Consider the following 18,323-nt stretch of genomic DNA (forward strand, 5'->3'; position numbering starts at 1 on the left):
AGAGACAGATCACGCGCATGGCCATGGGCGCGCGCTTCGAGTCACGTACGGTCGTCATCACCGGGGGCGGCTCCGGCATCGGTGCGGCGACAGCGCACCGGCTGGCCGACGAGGGGGCGGCCGTCGTCATCCTCGACAAGGAGGAGGCCGGGGCGCACCGCACCGCGCGGGAGATCACGGCCTCGGGCGGCCGGGCGGCGTTCGTCCTCGGCGACGTCACGGACGAACCGGCCTGGGCACGCGCGGTGCAGACCGCACGTCAGGGGTTCGGTCCCGTGGACGGGCTGGTCTGCAACGCGGCACTGGTGCGCGACGGCGCCGCCGACGAGATCTCCCTCTCCGACTGGGAGGCCCAGCTCGGGGTCAATCTGACCGGCGCCTTCCTGGGCGTACGGGCCTGCGTGCCTGATCTGCGCGAGCGGGGCGGCGCCGTGGTACTGACCTCCTCCGTACACGCCCTGGTCGGACTGCACGGGCGGCCCGCGTACGCCGCCAGCAAGGCGGGGCTGACCGGACTCGGGCGCCAGCTCGCCGCGGACTTCGGCCCGCGGGTGCGGGTCAACTCCGTACTGCCGGGCCCGGTCATGACGCCCGCCTGGGACGGGGTCGGGGAGGACGACCGGCGGCAGGCCGCGGCGGAGACGGTGATGGGCCGTCATGGGCGCCCCGACGAGGTCGCCGCCGCCATCGCCTTCCTGCTCTCGGACGACGCCTCGTTCGTGACGGGTGCCGGGCTGGTGGTGGACGGGGGCTGGAGCGTCTTCAAGAACTCGGTCTGAGCGGCCCGCCCCGCGCTGCTCAGTCGGCGATGTCCGCGTAGGCGACGGCCCGTTCGATACGGGCCCGCACCAGATACTCGCCCGGGACGGCGTTGCGCGCGCCGTACTCGTCCGCGCGGTCCGCGCCCATGTAGCGGCCGCCGATGCGGGTGGCCCACTCGCGCATCAGCTCCACGTCGTCCACGAACTCCGCCGCGACGCACTCCAGCATCACAAAGCTGAAGGGCGGCTCCTGGTCGTCCACGCACAGCGCGAAGCGCGGATCCCGGCGCAGGGCGTGGTACTTCACCGAGTGGCTGCCCGTGTTGAAGAGCAGCCGGCCCTCCTCGTCCAGCACGAACCACACCGGGGTGACATGGGGGCGGCCGTCCTTGCGGGTGGTCGCCAGCTTGCCGGTGCGGGTGCCCGTCAGGACGAAGTCGCGCCACTGGGCTTCGGACATCTGCTGCATCGCCACGTCTCCACGGTCGTCGGGCTTCCGATGCGATCGGAAGTGATCGGACCGCAGAGCCTAGGGCGAGAGGCGGACGGCCTGGGCCGACACCACGGGGCAAGCGCGTCAGCGTGCTCCGGCCGGCTCCAGCTCGGCCGGGCCCACCCCCGCGCGCCGGGCCAGGGCGACGGCTTGCAGCGTGGAGTGGACGCCCAGCTTCCCCAGCACGTTCTGCATATGGGTCCGCACCGTGTGCGGCGAGAGATACAGCCGCTCCGCGACGGCCTTGCGGCCAAGCCCCGCCACCATGCACCGCAGCACCTCCCGCTCGCGCGGGGTCAGTGACTCCACGAGGCGTTCGCTCTCGGTGCGGTGTTTGCGGCTGGCCGTCAGCTCCTTGAGGACGCCGGTCAGCAGCGCCGGCGGCAGATGCGTCTCGTCCTTGAGGACGCCGCGGATCACCTGGAGGAGCCGGGAGAGTGAACAGTCCTTGGCGACCCAGCCGCCCGCGCCCGCCTGGAGCGCGGCGGCGGCGTGCCGGGGATCGTCGCGCTCGGCGAGGACGACGGTGCGCACCGTCGGATAGTCGGCGCGGACCCGCGCCACCAGCGGTAACCCACCGGAGGCGGCCATGGCGGGCGGGGATTCGGCCGCCGGCACCGCGGCGCCGCCCTGACCGGGGGTGCCCTTGCCCTGCGCGGGGTCGTCCAGCGCGCCGGGCAGCTTGCCCGGAGCCGGTGCGGGGACGGGAGCGTGGGCGGGCTTCTCGCCGTTCGCCCGTGCCGTCCCCGGGTGGGGCGGCGCGCCCTGGCCCGGCACCGGGCCGGGGCCGGGCAGCGTGGCCGGGTGGTGCGGTGTCTGCGCTGCTCCGTTCAGCGGTGCGCCGAGGTCGGCGTCCACGAGCAGGACATCGAACCGGCGGCCTTCGGCCGCGCCGCGTTCCAGATGACGCAGCGCCGCCGCACCGCTGCCCGCCGCGCCCACTTCGACATCCTGCTCGGCCGCGAGCGCGGCGGCCAAGGACTCGGCGAAAATGCGATGGTCGTCGACCACCAGCACACGAATACGTTGCATGGCACCCCCTGGCAGTGCGGGCACGGCGCCCATGCGCGGGAAAGCGCGCCATCGACACGGCCGCCGCCGTGTTCGCTGTCTACCCCGCCCCTGAGCGTCGTACCCGGCTGTCTCGCCCCCTGATCAGCACCGGCCCCCACCGGTGCTGTGCACAACGTTCAGAGTACGGCCGAGCTGTGACAACGGAAGGCAATTCACAAAACTCGTTCTACCCGTGACCCCACGGGGGTGCGCCAGGGCGCGTCGGGAGCGCACATCGGCGGCCGGGAACACGCGCGCCTCACAAGCGCCGCGCGCCCGCGCTCGGCACCGCCTCGAACACCTGCGGCACCAGGTGGCCCGCGGCCTCGAAGGCCGAGGTCACCGCCGCGCCGATCTTCTCCGTCCGGCTCTCCTCGGCCAGCACCACCGCCGAGCCGCCGAAGCCGCCGCCGGTCATCCGGGCGCCGAGCGCGCCCGCTGCCAGCGCCTCCTCGACCACCAGGTCCAACTCCGCGCAGGAGACGCGGAAGTCGTCCCGCAGCGAGGCGTGCCCGGCGGTCAGTACCGCGCCCACCGCGCGCGGGTCACCGGCGTCCAGCAGCGCGATCGTCTCCTCGACGCGCCGGTTCTCCGTGACGATGTGCCGTACACAGCCGCGTACTTCGGGGTCGTCCAGCCGGGCGTCCAGGCGTGCGAGGGACGCGTCGAGCTCCTCGTACGCCACATCGCGCAGGGCCGGCACCCCGAGCGCCGCCGCGCCGGCCTCGCACGCCCGGCGGCGTCCCGCGTAGGCGCCGTCGGCCAGGGTGTGCTTGACGCGGGTGTCCACGACGAGCATCCGCAGCCCCTCGGCCGCGAGGTCGAACGGGACCTGGCGCTGCGTCAGGTCCCGGGTGTCCAGGTGCAGGACATGGCCCTCGGTGCAGCAGGCGGCGGCCATCTGGTCCATGATCCCGCAGGGCATGCCGACGAAGTCGTTCTCGGCCCGCTGGCACAGCCGCGCCAGCTCGGCCCGTGACAGGCCGAGACCGTACAGCTCGGACAGCGCCAGGCCGGTGGCGACCTCCAGCGCGGCCGAGGAGGAGAGCCCGGCGCCGGTGGGCACCGTGCTGGTGATCTGCACATCGGCGCCGCCGACCGGCAGCCCCGCCTCGCGCAGCGCCCATACGACACCGGATGGATACGCGGCCCAGCCGCCGTCGGCGCCGGGGGTGAGCTCGTCCAGGCGCAGCTGGTAGGCGGCGCCCGGCACGTCCGCGGAGTGCAGCCGCAGTACGCCGTCGTCGCGCCGGGCGGCAGCGGCGTGCACGGTGTGCGGGAGGGCGAGGGGCATCACGAAACCGTCGTTGTAGTCCGTGTGTTCGCCGATCAGGTTGACCCGCCCCGGCGCCGCCCAGACGCCCTCGGGGCCGGCGCCGTAGACCTCCCGGAAGCCCTCTGCTGCGTCCTGGCTCACGCGGTGCCCTCCGGTGTCGGTTGCTGTGCCTCGTCCGCTGCGTGCTGCGCGAACCGCCAGGCGTCCGCCACGATCTCCTCCAGTCCGCTGCGCTCCGGCCGCCAGCCCAGCGTCCGGCGGGCCCGGTCGGCTGAGGCGACCAGGACGGCGGGGTCGCCGCCCCGGCGCGGGCCGGTCTTCTCAGGCACCTCGTGGCCCGTGACCTTGCGGACGGTCTCGATGACCTCCCGTACGGAGAAGCCGTTGCCGTTGCCGAGGTTGCAGATCAGATGCTCGCCCGGGGCCGCGTGGTCGAGGGCGAGCAGGTGCGCCTTGGCCAGGTCGGCGACGTGGATGTAGTCGCGCACGCAGGTGCCGTCGGGGGTGGGGTAGTCGTCGCCGTAGACGGAGATCGTCTCGCGACGGCCCTGGGCGACCTGGAGGACCAGCGGGATCAGATGCGACTCGGGGTCGTGGCGCTCGCCGTACGCGGTGCCGTCGGCGGTGAAGTAGGCGCCGGCGACGTTGAAGTAGCGCAGCGAGGCGGCGGCCAGGCCGTGTGCCAGGCACTCGCCGCCGATCATGTGGTCGACGGCCAGCTTCGAGGCCCCGTACGGGCTGGTGGGCGCTGCGGGGTCGGTCTCGGTGATCGGGGTGCGTTCGGGCTCGCCGTAGACGGCGGCCGTGGAGGAGAAGACCAGCTTGCGCACGCCCGCCTCGCGCATCGCGGCCAGCAGCTCGATGGTGCCGCCGACGTTGTTGCGCCAGTACTTCTCGGGCCTCTCGACGGACTCGCCCACCTTGGAGTGCGCGGCGAAGTGCAGCACGCCGTCGTAGGAGGCGTCCAGCACCCGCCCCGCGTCCTGGATGCGGCCGCCGACGAACTCGGCGCCGGCCGGTACGCCCTGCGGGAAACCGGTGTCGAGGTCGTCGAGGACCGTGACGGTGTGGCCCGCCTCCAGCAGGTGCGCCGCCACCACACTGCCCACATATCCGGCCCCGCCGGTCACCAGGTACTTAGCCATTGCCTCTTCCCTATTGTTCGCTTCTCCGCCCACGCGGCAGCCTCACGCGCCGTCGTCGACTGCGGCCCGGCAGCCGCGTGTGCGTCACTCACGAATGTCCCTCATCCGTGTCGCTGCTTGTCCCACGGCGCCCACGAAACCACCTCTTCCTGTGGGTTTCATGAAGCCACCTCCCGCAGCCGCCGCGCGGCGGTCTCCGGGGGCACGTCGTTGATGAACACGTTCATGCCGGACTCGGAACCCGCGAGGAACTTCAGCTTGCCGGGAGCCCGTCGGATGGTGAAGAGCTCCAGATGCAGCGCGAACCGCTCGCGGGCCGCGCGGCGGGGGCCGGACTCCTGGACGAACGGTGCCTGGTGCCAGGCGGCGATGTAGGGGGTGCGGGGCTCGCCCTCGCCGAATATCCGGTCGAAGCGGCGCAGCAGCTCCAGATAGATGCCGGGGAACTCGGCGCGGGCCTCCTCGCCGAGCGCCGTCAGATCGGGCACCCGGGAGGTGGGGTACAGGTGCACCTCATAGGGCCAGTGCGCGGCGTAGGGGACGAACGCCGTCCAGTGTTCGCCGTCGATGACGATCCGTTCACCGGCGGCGCGTTCCGCGGCGACGAGGTCGTCGAAGAGGTTGCCGCCGCCGTGGCGCCTGCCGTACGCGTCCAGCGAGCGCAGCATGCGGGCCGTGCGCGGGGTGGTGAACGGATAGCCGTAGATCTGGCCGTGCGGGTGGGAGAGGGTCACCCCGATCTCCTCGCCGCGGTTCTCGAAGCAGTACACCTGCCCGACGCCGGGCGACTGTGCCAGCTCGGCGGTGCGGTCGGCCCAGACCTCCAGGACCAGGCGGGCCTGCTCCTCGTCGAGGTCGGCGAAGGAGGCGTGGTGGTCGGAGGTGAAGCTGACCACCTCGCAGCGGCCGGCGCCTGCCGCGTGCCGGAAGAGCCCGGAGGGGCCCTCGCTCTCCTCCTTGCCGGGTGCGCCCCGGAAGGAGGGGAAGCGGTTCTCGAAGACGGCGACGTCGTAGTCGGCCTCCGGTATCTCGCTCATCCGCCCCTCGCGGGAGGGGCACAGCGGGCACTCGTCGGCCGGCGGATGGTAGGTGCGGGCGTTGCGGTGTGCGGTGACGCCCACCCACTCGTCCAGCAGCGGATCGTGCCGGATCTCGGAGAGCGCCTCCATGCCGGGCATCGGACGCCGGTCGGCGGCGGTACGGACAGCATCGTCGCGGAGGTCGTAGTAAACGATCTCGCGGCCGTCGGCCAGACGGCCTGAGGTCTTCTTCACCGGATGGCTCCTCGTTCCTGGACCTCAAACATAATCACACACAAGGAACCATGAGCCAACATGCGCAGCTCGGCGGCTTCGCCCTGAGCAGCCAGCCCCGGAAGTGAATCATCACAATCAAACAAACTCTTGCAACATGACCTTTCAAAAGTTGAAACCTCAGGAGTACGTTCGCGTCCGTTCCGATCGCGCAATGAAGCGAGTGACCCATGTTGCACCTGGCCGAAGGGCTACGGCTCCCCACCAACGGACTCGATTACACACTCCTCGGCATCTACTTCGCCGTCGTACTCGGGATCGGCTTCGCCGCCCGGCGCAGTGTGAAGACCAGCCTCGACTTCTTCCTCTCCGGCCGGTCGCTCCCCGCCTGGATCACCGGCCTCGCCTTCGTGGCCGCCAACCTCGGCGCCACCGAGATCCTCGGGATGGCCGCCAACGGCGCCCAGTACGGCGTCTACACCGTGCACTGGTACTGGATCGGCGCCATCCCCGCCATGGTCTTCCTGGGCCTGGTGATGATGCCGTTCTACTACGGCTCCAAGGTCCGCTCGGTGCCCGAGTTCCTGCTGCACCGGTTCGGGCCCTCCTCCCACCTGCTCAGCTCGGTGATCTTCGCCGTCTCCTCCGTGCTGATCGCGGGCGTCAACCTCTACGCACTCGCGCTCGTACTGAAGGCGCTGCTGGGCTGGGAGCTGTGGATCTCCATCGTCGTCGCGGGCTTCTTCGTGCTCGCGTACATCACGCTCGGCGGCCTCTCCTCGGCGATCTACACCGAGGTGCTGCAGTTCTTCGTGATCCTCGCCGCGCTGATCCCGCTCACCGTCGTGGGCCTCAAGCGCGTCGGCGGCTGGGGCGGCATCAGCGACACCCTCTCCGGTGAGAAGGGCAGCGCCTTCATGACCGCCTGGGACGGCACCGGCATCGGCTCCGCCAACCCCCTGGGCGCCAACTGGCTGACCATCGTGCTGGGCCTCGGGTTCGTGATGAGCTTCGGCTACTGGACGACCAACTTCGCCGAGGTGCAGCGCGCACTGTCCGCCAAGAACCTCTCCGCGGCCCAGCGCACCCCGCTGATCGCGGCCTTCCCCAAGATCTTCATCCCGGCGGTGGTGGTCATACCCGGCCTGATCGCGCTCGTCATGGAGCCGACGCTGGGCAAGACCGAGGACGGCCTGCAGTACAACGACGCCATCCCGGTGCTGATGCGCGACCTGCTGCCCAACGGTGTGCTCGGCATCGCGGTCACCGGTCTGCTGGCGGCGTTCATGGCCGGTATGGCCGCCAACATCTCCTCCTTCAACACCGTCTTCACCAACGACATCTGGGCGGCGTATCTGAAGAAGGACCAGCCGGACGAGCACTATGTGGCCACGGCACGCTGGGTCACCGTCGTCGGTGTGCTGATCGGCATGGGGACCGCGTTCATCGCCTCCTCGTTCAGCAACATCATGAACTACCTCCAGACGCTGTTCTCCTTCTTCAACGTGCCGCTGTTCGTCGTCTTCATCATCGGCATGTTCTGGAAGAAGACCACGCCGGCCGCCGGGTTCTGGGGACTGCTGAGCGGCACCGTCGGTGCGATGGTGAACTACTTCTGGTTCTACAAGCAGGGCGTCATCGACATCCCCAGCGACCAGGGCGCCAACTTCGTCTCCTCCATCGTGGCCTTCGTCGTGGGCTCCGTGGTGATGGTGGCCGTCACGCTGTTCACCAAGCCCAAGCCCGCCGAGGAACTCGCGGGGCTCGTCTACGGCACCCGCTCGCCGGGCGAGCCGGAACCGCCCGGCAAGGGCGACGACGCGTGGTACCGCAAGCCCGCGCTGCTGGGCTGGGGCGCGGTGATCCTCGCGGCCCTGTGCTACGTCCCCTTCTCCTTCTGAGCTCCGACGCGGAGGACTTGAAGCCCTATGAGTGACAGCAACAGCAGTTCAAAGCCGGCCGCGCAGCAAGTGGCCAACGACGTCGAGGAACTGGAGCGGCGGTCGCAGACCGCGGCCCGCCTCTTCGATGTACGGCGCATCATCGGCGGTCTGTTCGTGGTCTACGGCGTGATCGTCACCATCGCGGGGGTGTTCGCTTCGGACGAGGACATCAAGAAGGCGCAGGACATCAACATCAACCTGTGGACGGGCATCGCCATGCTGGTCCTTGGCGGGGCCTTCCTGGTGTGGCTGAGGCTGAGTCCCACGATTCCGCCGCCGGCGGTGGAGGACACCGCGTCCGAGTAGGGGCTGCCCCTTTGGGCCGTCCGCGGGCTGCGGGTTGTGTTGTGGCTGGGCGCGCAGTTCCCCGCGCCCCTTACGGGGCACGTCTGCCCCGCTGTCCGCTGCGCTTGGGCAGTCTGCTCCCCCAAGCTCTTCGAGCAGGGGGTACCCCCAAGGCGCAGGGTGGGCAAGCGCAGCCCCTTGCGGGGTACGGGACGGGCAAGGGCTGCCCCTCTGGGCCGTCCGCGGGCTGCGGGCGCATCGTGGCCGGGCGCGCAGTTCCCCGCGCCCCTTACGGGGCGCATCTGCTGCGCTTGGTCAACCGCGCCCCTTTACGGGGCGCGGTTGCCCGCGCGGTCCAGCAGGCCTGTGCGGGCGGCCAGGGCGGCGGCTTCCAGGCGTGATCCGACGCCCAGTTTCATCAGGACGCGCTGCACGTGGGTGCGGGCCGTCGAGGGGGCGATGCCCATGCCGGCGGCGATCAGGCGGGTGTCCTCGCCCTCGGCGACCCGTACCAGCACCTCCACCTCCCTCGGGGTCAGCATCTGCAGCAGCCGGGCGCCTTCGTCGTCCGGTTCGGCGGCCGGGTTCAGCAGCTCGGCGAACGACTGCGTCAGCAGCTGCGGGGCGACGGCCGCCTCCCCGGCCCTGGCCTTGACCATGGCCCGTTCGACGCCCTCGATCCGCTCGTCGTGCCGTACATAGCCGGACGCCCCCGCCGCGAAGGCGGAGGCGATCCCGCGCGGGCTCGGAACGGGGCCGAGCACCACCACCGCGATCTGCGGCTTCTCTCTCTTGATCCGTACCACCGGATCGAAGACGCCCGGTTCGGCGGGCGTCGCCGTACCCAGCAGACACACCTCAGGTGCTCTGCTGATCACCAGCTCTGCCGCGCCGCCGCTCGGCGCGGCCGCCGCGAGCACGCGGTGCCCGCGCAGCTTCAGCGCCGAGGCCAGAGCCTCGGCGAGCAGGCGGTGGTCGTCGACGACCATGAGCCGCACGCTCATCAAGCTCGCTCCCCCCACAACACTCCCGATGGCCCCGTACCCCCGCCACGCGAGCCCCTCTTTGTTCTCCGGGAAGCTACACGCTCACTCGCCGTTCCGCGCCCCTTACGGGCTGAAATCCCCAAGGGAGGGCTTGAACCAGGCGCCTGAAGACAGCCGTTGGCCCGTCACGGCGCACCGTGACGGGCCAACGCGGTCACTGCTGCCGCCTGTTATGCGGCGGTGCGGCTACCCGTTCAGCCGCTGGTCGGCTCGAATCCGACCGCCAGCCGCGGCACCTCCTTGCTGATGGACGAGCGCCGCTCCGAGATCAGGTTGTCCTGGAGGAAGAACCTGTTGTCCTCGAAGATCAGCGGGGCGTCCACCGAGTAGGCGTCGACGGAGAACGCCTGCTCGCCCTGGTCGAAGTCGGAGGCGGGCATCTTCAGCAGCGTCGTCTGCTTGCCGTTCTTCGGGTCGACGCTGACGATCACGCCGCCGTGCCCCAGGCTGGGCGTCTTGTAGCCCAGCACGTGGGTGCCCTGCATCTTGAACGGGATGATGTTGCGGTCGGCGCCGGCGGGCGACTTCCACTTCGGCTTACCGGTGTTGAAGTCGAAGGCCATGATCTCGTTCGTGTCGGACAGGTCGCCGCTCTTGCCGTCGTGCTCGGCCGTCGAGAGGTAGACCGTGTCGGGGCCGACCGCCATGCCGTAGCAGCCGTTGACCTCCAGCTCACAGGGCTTGTTGTAGCGGTCGCCCAGCGAGATCTGGCCCTTGAGCTTCTTGTCCTCGCCGATGGTGAAGACATCGCTGGTCAGCTCGCTGCCGGCGCCGGCGACCAGCACCAGCGGGTCGGTGGAGGCGACCCGGACGTTCTTGGCGCCCTTGGGCGGCTCGTACTTCCACGTGGCCTTGCCGTTGTCCGGGTTGAGCTTCTGCACGGAGACCTGTGGCTTGTCGTAGTCGTTGCCGCACTCCACGACGGCGACCAGCGACTTGCCGCCCTGATAGCCGACGTCGCGGCAGTTGCTGGGCTTGGCCGCCCACAGCTTCTTCTTCGAGGAGATCTTGTAGCCGACCGAGCCGCCGATCCAGGCGGAGGCGACGGTGTCGCCGCTGATGGCGACGTTGTCGATGGACCTGGTGTCCGCGTTGGGCATCGTCTGGTCCCAGGCGATCTTCTTCGCGTCCAGGTCCACGATGACCATACGGGTGCAGTCGGCGCTGTTGGAGATCGTCTCCTGGACGACGACGGCGACCTTGTGGTCCTTGGTCATCTCGTTGGAGGCCGCGCAGACGTTGCCCTTGAGCGGGATCTTCGTCTGGCTGCGCGTCTTGAGGTCCTGGACGATCATCTCCCGCACCGAGGACTTGGCGAACACCTTGTCGGTGGCCCAGGCCCCGGCGACGGTCGTGACGTCCTTGACCTCGGGGGCCTTGATGTCGACGATCTGCTTGGCCTGCGGGTCCTTCGGCGCCTTGTTGGGGTCCTTCTTCTGCGAGGAGCCGCCACCGCCCTTGGACTCGTCCTTCTTCTTGTCGTCCTTGGTCAGGAAGAAGACACCGACGACCGCTATCAGCGCGACGACGACAACGCCGGCGACCACTGCGATGATCTTGGTGTTGTTGTTGCCGCCACCGCCGCCGGGCATGCTGCCCGTGTTGGCGTACGGATAACCGGCCGGTGGCTGCTGCCCGTAGCCACCGGGCGGCGGGCCGGGAGGCGCCGGCGTCCCGGGGGGCGGGCCGGGAGGCGCGGGCGGCCCGGACGGCGGGGGCACCGCACCGAAGGCGGCCTGCGTGGGCGCCGCGTGCGCGTTCTGCTGCGGATAGCCGTAACCGGGCGGCGGCTCCGGCGGCTGTCCGGGCGCCTGCGGAGGCTGCGGGGGCTGCTGCGGGTAACCGTAGGACGGCCGGCCCTGCGGATCACCCGGTTCCTGCGGCGCGCCGAAGCCTCCGGATGGCGGCTGGCTAGGCGGCGGAGGCGGCTGCGACATGAACAATCCCTCGTTACGGGCAGACCGGCGCCGGACCTTCAACCCTTGGTGGGCAAACCCCCGTAGGGCCGAGCGAATCGGACATGTGGCCTGCCAATGGCAGACTTCAGAGCGGAAGTTCTTTCTACCATCGGACACGATCCAGCCACCGCGCCGGTTCCTTTTGAGCCGGAGTTCTGGATTACGGCCTGATCTCGAACGCCCTTCTCAGGCGCCCTTCTCAACGGCTCTCCCCAAGGCCCTTCCCAAGGGCCCTTCTCAAGCGCCCTCCGACTCCGCGAGTTCGAGCCAGCGCATCTCCAGCTCCTCGCGCTTGCCCCGCACCTCGCGCAGTTCGGCGTCCAGGCCCGCGACCCGTTCGAAGTCGGTGGCGTGCTCGGCCATCTCGGCGTGCAGGGCCGCCTCCCGCTGCTCGGCCTTCTCCAGCTGCCGCTCGATCCGCTGCATCTCCTTCTGCGCCGCCCGGGAGAGCGCGGCGGGCTTGGCGGGCGCCTTGGCAGGCGCCTTGCCGGACGCGTCGGCGGCCGCGTCGGCCGCGGTCCGCTGCGGGGCGGCGGCGGGAGCTGCGGCCGCTGCCCTGGCCTCCATCCGGGCCCGGCGCTCCAGATACTCGTCGATACCGCGCGGCAGCATCCGCAGCGTGGCGTCGCCCAGCAGCGCGTGGACGCGGTCCGTGGTGCGCTCGATGAAGTACCGGTCGTGCGAGATGACGACCAGGGAGCCCGCCCAGCCGTCCAGCAGGTCTTCCAGCTGTGTGAGGGTCTCGATGTCCAGATCGTTGGTCGGCTCGTCAAGGAAGAGGACGTTGGGCTCGTCCATCAGCAGCCGCAGGATCTGCAGCCGCCGCCGCTCACCGCCGGAGAGGTCGCCCACCGGCGTCCACTGCTTCTCCTTGGCGAAGCCGAACTTCTCGCACAGCTGCGAGGCCGTCATCTCCCGGCCCTTGCCGAGCTCGACCCGGGAGCGTACGGCCTCGACCGCCTCCAGGACGCGCAGCGCCGGGTCCAGCTCGGCGACCTCCTGGGAGAGGTACGCGAGCTTCACCGTCTTACCGACCTTGATCCGGCCCTCGGTCACCAGCGGTGACTGCTGCTCACCACCGGTGTACGCGGTATCGGCGAGCGCCCGCAGCAGTGAGGTCTTGCCGGCGCCGTTGACGCCGACCAGGCCGATCCGGTCGCCGGGGCCCAGCTGCCACGTCAGATGCTTGAGCAGCACCTTGGGCCCGGCCTGTACGGTCACGTCCTCCGTGTCCAGCACGGTCTTGCCCAGCCGCGAGTTGGCGAACCGCATCAGCTCCTGGCTGTCGCGCGGCGGCGGCTCGCCCTCGATCAGCGCGTTGGCCGCCTCGATGCGGAACCGCGGCTTGCTGGTGCGGGCCGGAGCGCCGCGCCGCAGCCAGGCCAGCTCCTTGCGCATCAGGTTCTGCCGCTTGGTCTCCTCCTGCGCGGCGATACGTTCCCGCTCGGCGCGGGCGAAGACATAGTCGGAGTAACCGCCCTCGTACTCGTGCACCGCGCCGCGCTGCACGTCCCACATCCGGGTGGCGACCTGGTCGAGGAACCAGCGGTCGTGCGTGACGCACACCAGCGCGGAGCGGCGGGCGCGCAGATGCCCGGCCAGCCAGGAGATGCCCTCCACATCGAGGTGGTTGGTGGGCTCGTCCAGCACGATCAGGTCCTGCTCGGCGATGAGCAGCTTGGCCAGCGCGATCCGGCGGCGCTCACCGCCGGAGAGCGGGCCGATCACGGTGTCCAGGCCCTGCGGGAAGCCCGGCAGGTCCAGGCCGCCGAAGAGTCCGGTGAGCACGTCGCGGACCCGCGCGACGCCCGCCCACTCGTGGTCGGCCATGTCGCCGACCACCTCGTGCCGGACGGTGGCCTGCGGGTCGAGGGAGTCGTGCTGCGTCAGCACGCCGAGGCGCAGACCGCCGGCGTGGGTGACCCGGCCCGCGTCCGGTTCCTCCTCGCGGGCGAGGATCTTGATGAGGGTGGTCTTCCCGTCGCCGTTGCGGCCCACGACGCCGATCTTGTCGGCCTCGCTGACGCCCAGGGAAACCGCGTCGAGGAGGGTGCGCGTGCCGTGCACCTTGTCGACGGCTTCCAGGTTGACGAGGTTCACGGGGGTGCCGCGGTTGCCAGCCATCTCACTCCTGTTGGGGACCAGCCCCCAAGGGTAGCCCCGCGCGGGGGGCCGCCGGGCAGCGCCCGTGCCCGGGCTCAGCTGCCGTGCAGCATCAGCGCTATGCCGCCCACCATCAGCACGCTCGCGGCGGTGCGGGGCCAGCCGAAGCGCTCCTTGAAGAAGAGGGCGCCGATCGCGGCCCCGGCGATGATCGAGGACTCCCGCAGCGCCGCAACCGGTGCCAGCGGTGCCCGGGTCTGCGCCCACAGCACCAGCCCGTACGCCAGCACCGACAGCGCGCCGCCCAGCAGCCCGCGCAGCGCGATGGGGCGCAGTTGCGCGGCCAGCTGACGGCGGCGGGTGGCGAGCGCCCACGCGGGGATCGCCAGCCCCTCCAGGAACATCAGCCACGCGATGTAGCCGAGTGGGGTGCCGGAGGCCCGTACGCCCACCCCGTCCACGACGGTGTACGACGCGATGGCGAGCCCCGTGCACACGGCGGCCGTCAGGGCCGGCCACTGCGGCGCGGCCGCCCGCTCCCCGCCGTCCCGCCCGCTGCCGCGCAGCCCCCACAGAGCGACGCCGACCAGCCCAGCGGAGGCCAGCAGCACTCCGGCGAGCTGCCAGGGGCCGGGCATCTCGTGCACGAAGACCGCCGCGAGCACGGTCACCACCAGCGGCGCCGTACCCCGCGCGATGGGGTACATCTGCCCGAACTCCCCCATCCGGAAGGAGCGCATCAGCAGCGCCTGGTAGACGACGTGCAGCAGGGCCGACAGCAGAAGGGGCGGCCAGGCCGCGGCGGCCGGCAGCGGCACGAAGCAGGCCAGTACGGCACCGCACAGGCTGCCGCCGCTGCCGACCAGGGTGAAGGCGAGCAGCTGGTCGCGGATGCCGTGCGCCAGCGCGTTCCAGGTGGCATGGGTGAGCGCCGCGGCCAGCACCGCGGCGACGACTATCGGCGTCACCGGCCGCCGTCCACGGCGCTCCTGCGAGGTGCATGCGTCATGTACGGGACGCTACCGCCGGGTTGACCGGCCTCGGGGCCGCGGGGTGCATGCAAAGGCCCACCCGCCGCAGCAGCGGCGAGTGGGCCGGAGCACAGGGCGGGGGGATCAACCCCCGGCGGCCTCCAGGACCTTGCGGACGACGGGGCCCGCGTTGTCGCCACCGTGCCCGGAGGCGGGCACGACGGCCGCAGCGGCGACGTCACCGGAGTACGCGGTGAACCAGGCGTTGGGCTTCTTCTGCCCGTCCACCTCGGCGGAGCCGGTCTTGGCGCCGACATCGCCGCTGAGCCCGGACATGGCCTCGGCCGCGGTGCCGCTGGTGGCGGTGAGCTTCATCAGGGACTTGAGGTCCTTGTTCACGCCGGGCTTCATGGTGCGCGACGCCTTGGCGAGGGTGCGCTTGTCCAGCGACGGGGAGACCAGATACGGCTGCCTGAAGGTGCCGCTCTGCGCGGTGGCGGAGACCGAGGCCATGTTGAGCGGGTTCATCCGCACGGCGCCCTGGCCGATGAGGGAGGCCCCCATCTGGGCGCCGGACTGCACGGGGACGCTGCCGTCGAACGTGCCGGTGCCGGTCTTCCAGTCGAGGCCGATTCCGAAGACCTCGCGGGCCTCCTTGGTCAGGTCGTCGTTCTTCAGCTTGGGCGCCTGGCTGATGAAGGCGGTGTTGCAGGAGCGGGCGAAGCTCTGCGCGAAGGTGCCGTTCTTGATCTCGAACTTCTTGTCGTTCTGGAACTTCCAGCCGCCGTACTCGAAGTACTTGGGGCACGGGTGCGCCTTGCCGGGCGAGGCCAGGCCCTTGTCCATCAGCATGGTGCTGCTGATGACCTTCATGGTGGAGCCGGGGGCCAGCGAGCCCTGGAGGGCGCTGTTGAAGCCCTTGGCCGGGGAGTTGGCGATGGCCAGGATCTCGCCGGTGCTGGGTTTGACGGCGACGACGGACGCCTTTGCCTTGCCGCGTACGGCGGCTTCGGCGGCGCGCTGCACCTTGGCGTCGAGGGTCGTCTTCAGCTTGCCCGGTGAGGGCTTGGACAGCTGGCGCAGCACGGTCTTCGTCTTGCCCTTGGCGTCGACGATACGGGTCTGCACGCCTGCGGAGCCGTCGGTCTTGTCGCCGTAGCGCTTGCCGATGTCGGTGATCACATCGGCGAGGGTGGGGTGTTCGGCGGCGCTGAGCACCTGGCCGTCGCGGTCGACCGCGGTGACGGGCGGGGTGCCCGACTCGTCGGTCCTGATGGCCTGGCCGTCCTTGAGCTTGGGGTGCAGCACGGACGGTTTCCAGTCGACCACCGGCTCGCCGGTGCCGGAGGCGCGGACGATCTCCAGCGCGGAGTCGTACGTCCAGGCGGAGCGCTTGTCGCCGTAGGCGATCCGCGCGGCCACATGGAAGGGCACCTTCTCGCCGTCGGCCGCCTTCGCCGAGGCGGCGACCTTGGAGATGCGCGCCTTGCTGCGGAAGGCGGCCAGCGCCTTGCCTGCCTTTGCGGGGTCGTCGGTCAGCTTGGCGGCCTTCTTCGCGTCGCCACCGGCCCAGGCGCCGAGGAACTCCTTCGCGGCGGTGCGCACTTCGTGCGCGCTCAGCGGACCCTTCGCGGCCTTGCTCGGCGCCTTGCCCTCGTCGTCGGCGGCGACGGTGCTCTTGGGCTCCTCACCGTCGCTGTCGACCAGGGCGTAGACGCCGACGCCGGTGAGCCCGACGACGACGGCGGCGACCCCGCCGATCACGGCCATCTTCTGTGTGTCGCGCATCCGAGTTCTGACCCTCCACCCCGCCTTTGGCCTTGTGCGGCCGAAGTCCTGACGCGAGGCACCCTAGAGCACGTTCATGACAGAACGTGTCCCGGTATGCCCGTTCGGCCCCTTCTTCCGGAGATCTGGTTTCCAGGATTCACCGGTTCCGGGAAATCCGGCCGGAGAACGGAACCACCGCGCCGCGGCGGCCACGCTCCCGCGGCCCCTGAGGCAGACGAGCAGCGCGGGGCGATCGGTTCCGGAACACGGCCATGTGTCCGAATCGCGATCTTCGAGTCATCCGAACGTTGTGATCGCGGTCGTCCTCGGTTGCCGTTGGATCCCCGGCCGTTGCCGGACGCTCAGATCCACGAGTCCAGCCACATCCGGTGCCGCCACTCCCCCACCGGGATCGTCTGGCCGGTGTAAATGGGCCAGAAATAGATGAAGTTCCAGACGATGAGCAGCCCGACGACGCCCACCGTGACCACGCCCAGGGTGCGCCGTCTGTCGTCCGTACCCGGCGGCCCGGCCAGCGCGCCGGCCGCCATGGCGAGGGCGAGGCACAGGAAGGGGAGGAAGACCACGGCGTAGAAGAGGAAGATGGTGCGCTCCTGGTAGGCGAACCAGGGCAGATAGCCGCCCGCGACCCCGCACAGGATCGCGCCCGCGCGCCAGTCGCGGCGGAAGAACCAGCGGTAGAAGACGTAGACGAGGGCGACGCAGGCGGCCCACCACAGCACCGGGGTGCCCAGCGCGAGGACTTCCCTGGCGCAGCCCTGTGCCTTGTCCGTGCAGCCGTCGGTGCCCGCCTTGGGCGACTCGTAGAAGTAGGAGACGGGCCGGCCCAGTACCAGCCAGCTCCACGGGTTGGACTGATAGGTGTGCCCCGAGGTGAGGTTGACGTGGAAGTCGTAGACCTCGCTCTCGTAGTGCCACAGGCTGCGCAGCGGTCCTGGCAGCCAGCCCCAGGGGCCCGCGGCGCCCCGCTTGTCCGCCCAGTCGCGGAAGTAGCCCCCGGAGGTGGCGAACCAGCCCGTCCAGGAGGCGACATAGGTCACCACCGCGACCACCGGCAGCGAGACGAAGGCGGGCAGCGCGTCCTTGCGGAGCATCGCCAGGAAGGGCCGCGAGGCACCCGCGGTGCGGCGTGCGCCCATGTCCCACAGAACCGTCAACAGGCCGAAGGCGGCCAGCACATAGAGGCCGTTCCACTTGGTGGCGCAGGCCAGCCCCAGACACACGCCGGCCGCCAGCCGCCAGGGCCGCAGGCCGAGCCCGGCCCGGTCGCCGACAAAGGCGTCCGGCACCGGCACACCGGTCTCGGGCCCCTCGTCGGTGCCGCCGCGCGGCAGCCGCGCGGCGAGCCGTTCCCGGGTACGGTCGCGGTCCACCAGCAGACAGCCGAAAGCGGCCAGCACCCAGAACATCACCACCAGGTCCAGCAGCGCGGCGCGGCTCATCACGAAGTGCAGCCCGTCCACCGCCATCAGGGCGCCGGCCAGGCACCCCAGCGCCGTCGAGCGGAACAGCCGCCGCCCGATACGGCACAGCATCAGCACCGAGAGGGTGCCGAGCAGCGCCACCATGAACCGCCAGCCGAATGGATTCAGCCCGAAGACGGCCTCGCCGAGCCCGATGATCCACTTGCCGATGGGCGGGTGGACGACGTAGGAGCCCTCCGGCGAGAGGGGGATGTGCTGCGGGTGGCCGAGGATCTTGTCGTTGGCGTTGTCCGGCCAGGTGCCCTCGTATCCGTAGTGGATCAGGGACCAGGCGTCCTTGGCGTAGTACGTCTCGTCGAATATGACGGCGTGCGGGGAGCCCAGCTGCCAGAAGCGCAGCGCCCCCGCGCAGAGCGCGACCAGCAGCGGCCCGCCCCAGGCCGCCCAGCGCGCCAGCCGCAGCGACAGCTCAGGGGCCAGCCCGAAGACGGCGCCGGGCCGCGGATCGGGCTCCGGGAACGGCGGGGTGAGCCGTTCGCCGACACCGGCGCGCGGCCGGGCCGCGTAGCCGAACCTGCGCAGCCGCACCTGCCACCTGGGGAGCTTCGGGGGGCCGTGCCCGCTCCCGCTGCTGCCCTCGCGGTCCGGGCTGCCGGGCCCGCCCTGTTCGCGGTCGGCGTCCCCCACGGTGTCACTGGTCGTCACGCGGGCCATCGTAGGGATCGCGGGGGCGCCGTGTGCGAGCGCGTCGCCGCCGTCGTACGAACCGGCCGGGTGGGTGACGGGTGAGGGCGGCCGGTGGACGCTGCGAGGATGGACGG

14 protein-coding genes are annotated in these 18,323 nt (G+C 70.8%); 3 read left to right on the top strand and 11 right to left on the bottom strand.

Features of this window, described 5'->3' with window-relative positions:
• Positions 1 to 17 precede the first annotated feature (17 nt).
• Positions 18 to 779, top strand: a complete 762-nt coding sequence (locus ITI46_RS19165; protein WP_247746228.1) for an SDR family NAD(P)-dependent oxidoreductase — start codon at positions 18 to 20, stop codon at positions 777 to 779.
• A gap of 19 nt (positions 780 to 798) precedes the next feature.
• On the opposite strand, the gene ITI46_RS19170 is transcribed toward ITI46_RS19165, so the two are convergent.
• From ITI46_RS19170 to galT, 5 genes are all read right to left on the bottom strand, one after another.
• Positions 799 to 1,230: a PPOX class F420-dependent oxidoreductase gene (locus ITI46_RS19170; RefSeq protein ID WP_247746229.1), complete on the bottom strand. Its 432-nt coding sequence runs from the start codon at positions 1,228 to 1,230 to the stop codon at positions 799 to 801.
• Between the two features lie 108 nt (positions 1,231 to 1,338).
• Complete coding sequence (locus ITI46_RS19175) at positions 1,339 to 2,286, bottom strand: helix-turn-helix transcriptional regulator (protein ID WP_209240886.1); 948 nt, start codon at positions 2,284 to 2,286, stop codon at positions 1,339 to 1,341.
• A gap of 280 nt (positions 2,287 to 2,566) precedes the next feature.
• The gene (galK, locus tag ITI46_RS19180) at positions 2,567 to 3,724 is read right to left on the bottom strand and encodes a galactokinase (RefSeq protein ID WP_209240887.1); all 1,158 of its coding nucleotides are present in this window, start codon (positions 3,722 to 3,724) and stop codon (positions 2,567 to 2,569) included.
• Positions 3,721 to 4,728, bottom strand: a complete 1,008-nt coding sequence (gene galE, locus ITI46_RS19185) for a UDP-glucose 4-epimerase GalE (RefSeq protein WP_209240888.1) — start codon at positions 4,726 to 4,728, stop codon at positions 3,721 to 3,723. Before galE ends, galK begins: the two co-directional genes overlap by 4 nt.
• A 158-nt stretch (positions 4,729 to 4,886) precedes the next feature.
• Positions 4,887 to 6,002, bottom strand: coding sequence for a galactose-1-phosphate uridylyltransferase (gene galT, locus ITI46_RS19190; RefSeq protein ID WP_209240889.1), 1,116 nt, complete (start codon positions 6,000 to 6,002; stop codon positions 4,887 to 4,889).
• 209 nt (positions 6,003 to 6,211) lie between these two features.
• Between galT and ITI46_RS19195 the strand changes: the two genes are divergently transcribed.
• Positions 6,212 to 7,882, top strand: a complete 1,671-nt coding sequence (locus ITI46_RS19195) for a sodium:solute symporter family protein (RefSeq protein WP_209240890.1) — start codon at positions 6,212 to 6,214, stop codon at positions 7,880 to 7,882.
• 27 nt (positions 7,883 to 7,909) lie between these two features.
• Positions 7,910 to 8,230, top strand: a complete 321-nt coding sequence (locus ITI46_RS19200) for a hypothetical protein (protein ID WP_209240891.1) — start codon at positions 7,910 to 7,912, stop codon at positions 8,228 to 8,230.
• Between the two features lie 308 nt (positions 8,231 to 8,538).
• Here ITI46_RS19200 and ITI46_RS19205 read toward each other — a convergent pair whose 3' ends face one another.
• The 6 genes from ITI46_RS19205 to ITI46_RS19230 all read right to left on the bottom strand — a co-directional run bounded on the left by ITI46_RS19205 (position 8,539) and on the right by ITI46_RS19230 (position 18,216).
• Positions 8,539 to 9,213, bottom strand: coding sequence for a helix-turn-helix transcriptional regulator (locus ITI46_RS19205; protein WP_209240892.1), 675 nt, complete (start codon positions 9,211 to 9,213; stop codon positions 8,539 to 8,541).
• Positions 9,214 to 9,449: 236 nt separating this feature from the next.
• Entirely contained in the window at positions 9,450 to 11,192 is a 1,743-nt protein-coding gene (locus ITI46_RS19210) for a PQQ-binding-like beta-propeller repeat protein (protein ID WP_209240893.1), read from the bottom strand.
• A gap of 258 nt (positions 11,193 to 11,450) precedes the next feature.
• Positions 11,451 to 13,337 (bottom strand): ABC-F family ATP-binding cassette domain-containing protein, encoded by a 1,887-nt coding sequence (locus ITI46_RS19215; protein ID WP_209240894.1) that lies wholly within the window; start codon positions 13,335 to 13,337, stop codon positions 11,451 to 11,453.
• Between the two features lie 74 nt (positions 13,338 to 13,411).
• Positions 13,412 to 14,284 (bottom strand): EamA family transporter, encoded by an 873-nt coding sequence (locus ITI46_RS19220; RefSeq protein ID WP_209240895.1) that lies wholly within the window; start codon positions 14,282 to 14,284, stop codon positions 13,412 to 13,414.
• A 147-nt stretch (positions 14,285 to 14,431) separates the two neighbouring features.
• Positions 14,432 to 16,075: a penicillin-binding transpeptidase domain-containing protein gene (locus ITI46_RS19225; RefSeq protein ID WP_209240896.1), complete on the bottom strand. Its 1,644-nt coding sequence runs from the start codon at positions 16,073 to 16,075 to the stop codon at positions 14,432 to 14,434.
• A gap of 344 nt (positions 16,076 to 16,419) precedes the next feature.
• Positions 16,420 to 18,216 (bottom strand): dolichyl-phosphate-mannose--protein mannosyltransferase, encoded by a 1,797-nt coding sequence (locus tag ITI46_RS19230; protein ID WP_209240897.1) that lies wholly within the window; start codon positions 18,214 to 18,216, stop codon positions 16,420 to 16,422.
• Positions 18,217 to 18,323 lie beyond the last annotated feature (107 nt).

Source organism: Streptomyces oryzae (assembly GCF_017676365.1).
GTDB classification, from domain to species: domain Bacteria; phylum Actinomycetota; class Actinomycetes; order Streptomycetales; family Streptomycetaceae; genus Streptomyces; species Streptomyces oryzae.

What these genes read in the sequence shown, in the direction of transcription:
- ITI46_RS19230 (WP_209240897.1), bottom strand. Translation starts at nt 18,216, where the DNA reads ATGGCCCGCGTGACGACCAGTGACACCGTGGGGGACGCCGACCGCGAA.
- ITI46_RS19215 (WP_209240894.1), bottom strand. Translation starts at nt 13,337, where the DNA reads ATGGCTGGCAACCGCGGCACCCCCGTGAACCTCGTCAACCTGGAAGCC.
- ITI46_RS19225 (WP_209240896.1), bottom strand. Translation starts at nt 16,075, where the DNA reads ATGCGCGACACACAGAAGATGGCCGTGATCGGCGGGGTCGCCGCCGTC.
- ITI46_RS19210 (WP_209240893.1), bottom strand. Translation starts at nt 11,192, where the DNA reads ATGTCGCAGCCGCCTCCGCCGCCTAGCCAGCCGCCATCCGGAGGCTTC.
- ITI46_RS19195 (WP_209240890.1), top strand. Translation starts at nt 6,212, where the DNA reads ATGTTGCACCTGGCCGAAGGGCTACGGCTCCCCACCAACGGACTCGAT.
- ITI46_RS19170 (WP_247746229.1), bottom strand. Translation starts at nt 1,230, where the DNA reads ATGCAGCAGATGTCCGAAGCCCAGTGGCGCGACTTCGTCCTGACGGGC.
- ITI46_RS19205 (WP_209240892.1), bottom strand. Translation starts at nt 9,213, where the DNA reads ATGAGCGTGCGGCTCATGGTCGTCGACGACCACCGCCTGCTCGCCGAG.
- ITI46_RS19200 (WP_209240891.1), top strand. Translation starts at nt 7,910, where the DNA reads ATGAGTGACAGCAACAGCAGTTCAAAGCCGGCCGCGCAGCAAGTGGCC.
- ITI46_RS19175 (WP_209240886.1), bottom strand. Translation starts at nt 2,286, where the DNA reads ATGCAACGTATTCGTGTGCTGGTGGTCGACGACCATCGCATTTTCGCC.
- ITI46_RS19165 (WP_247746228.1), top strand. Translation starts at nt 18, where the DNA reads ATGGCCATGGGCGCGCGCTTCGAGTCACGTACGGTCGTCATCACCGGG.
- galE (WP_209240888.1), bottom strand. Translation starts at nt 4,728, where the DNA reads ATGGCTAAGTACCTGGTGACCGGCGGGGCCGGATATGTGGGCAGTGTG.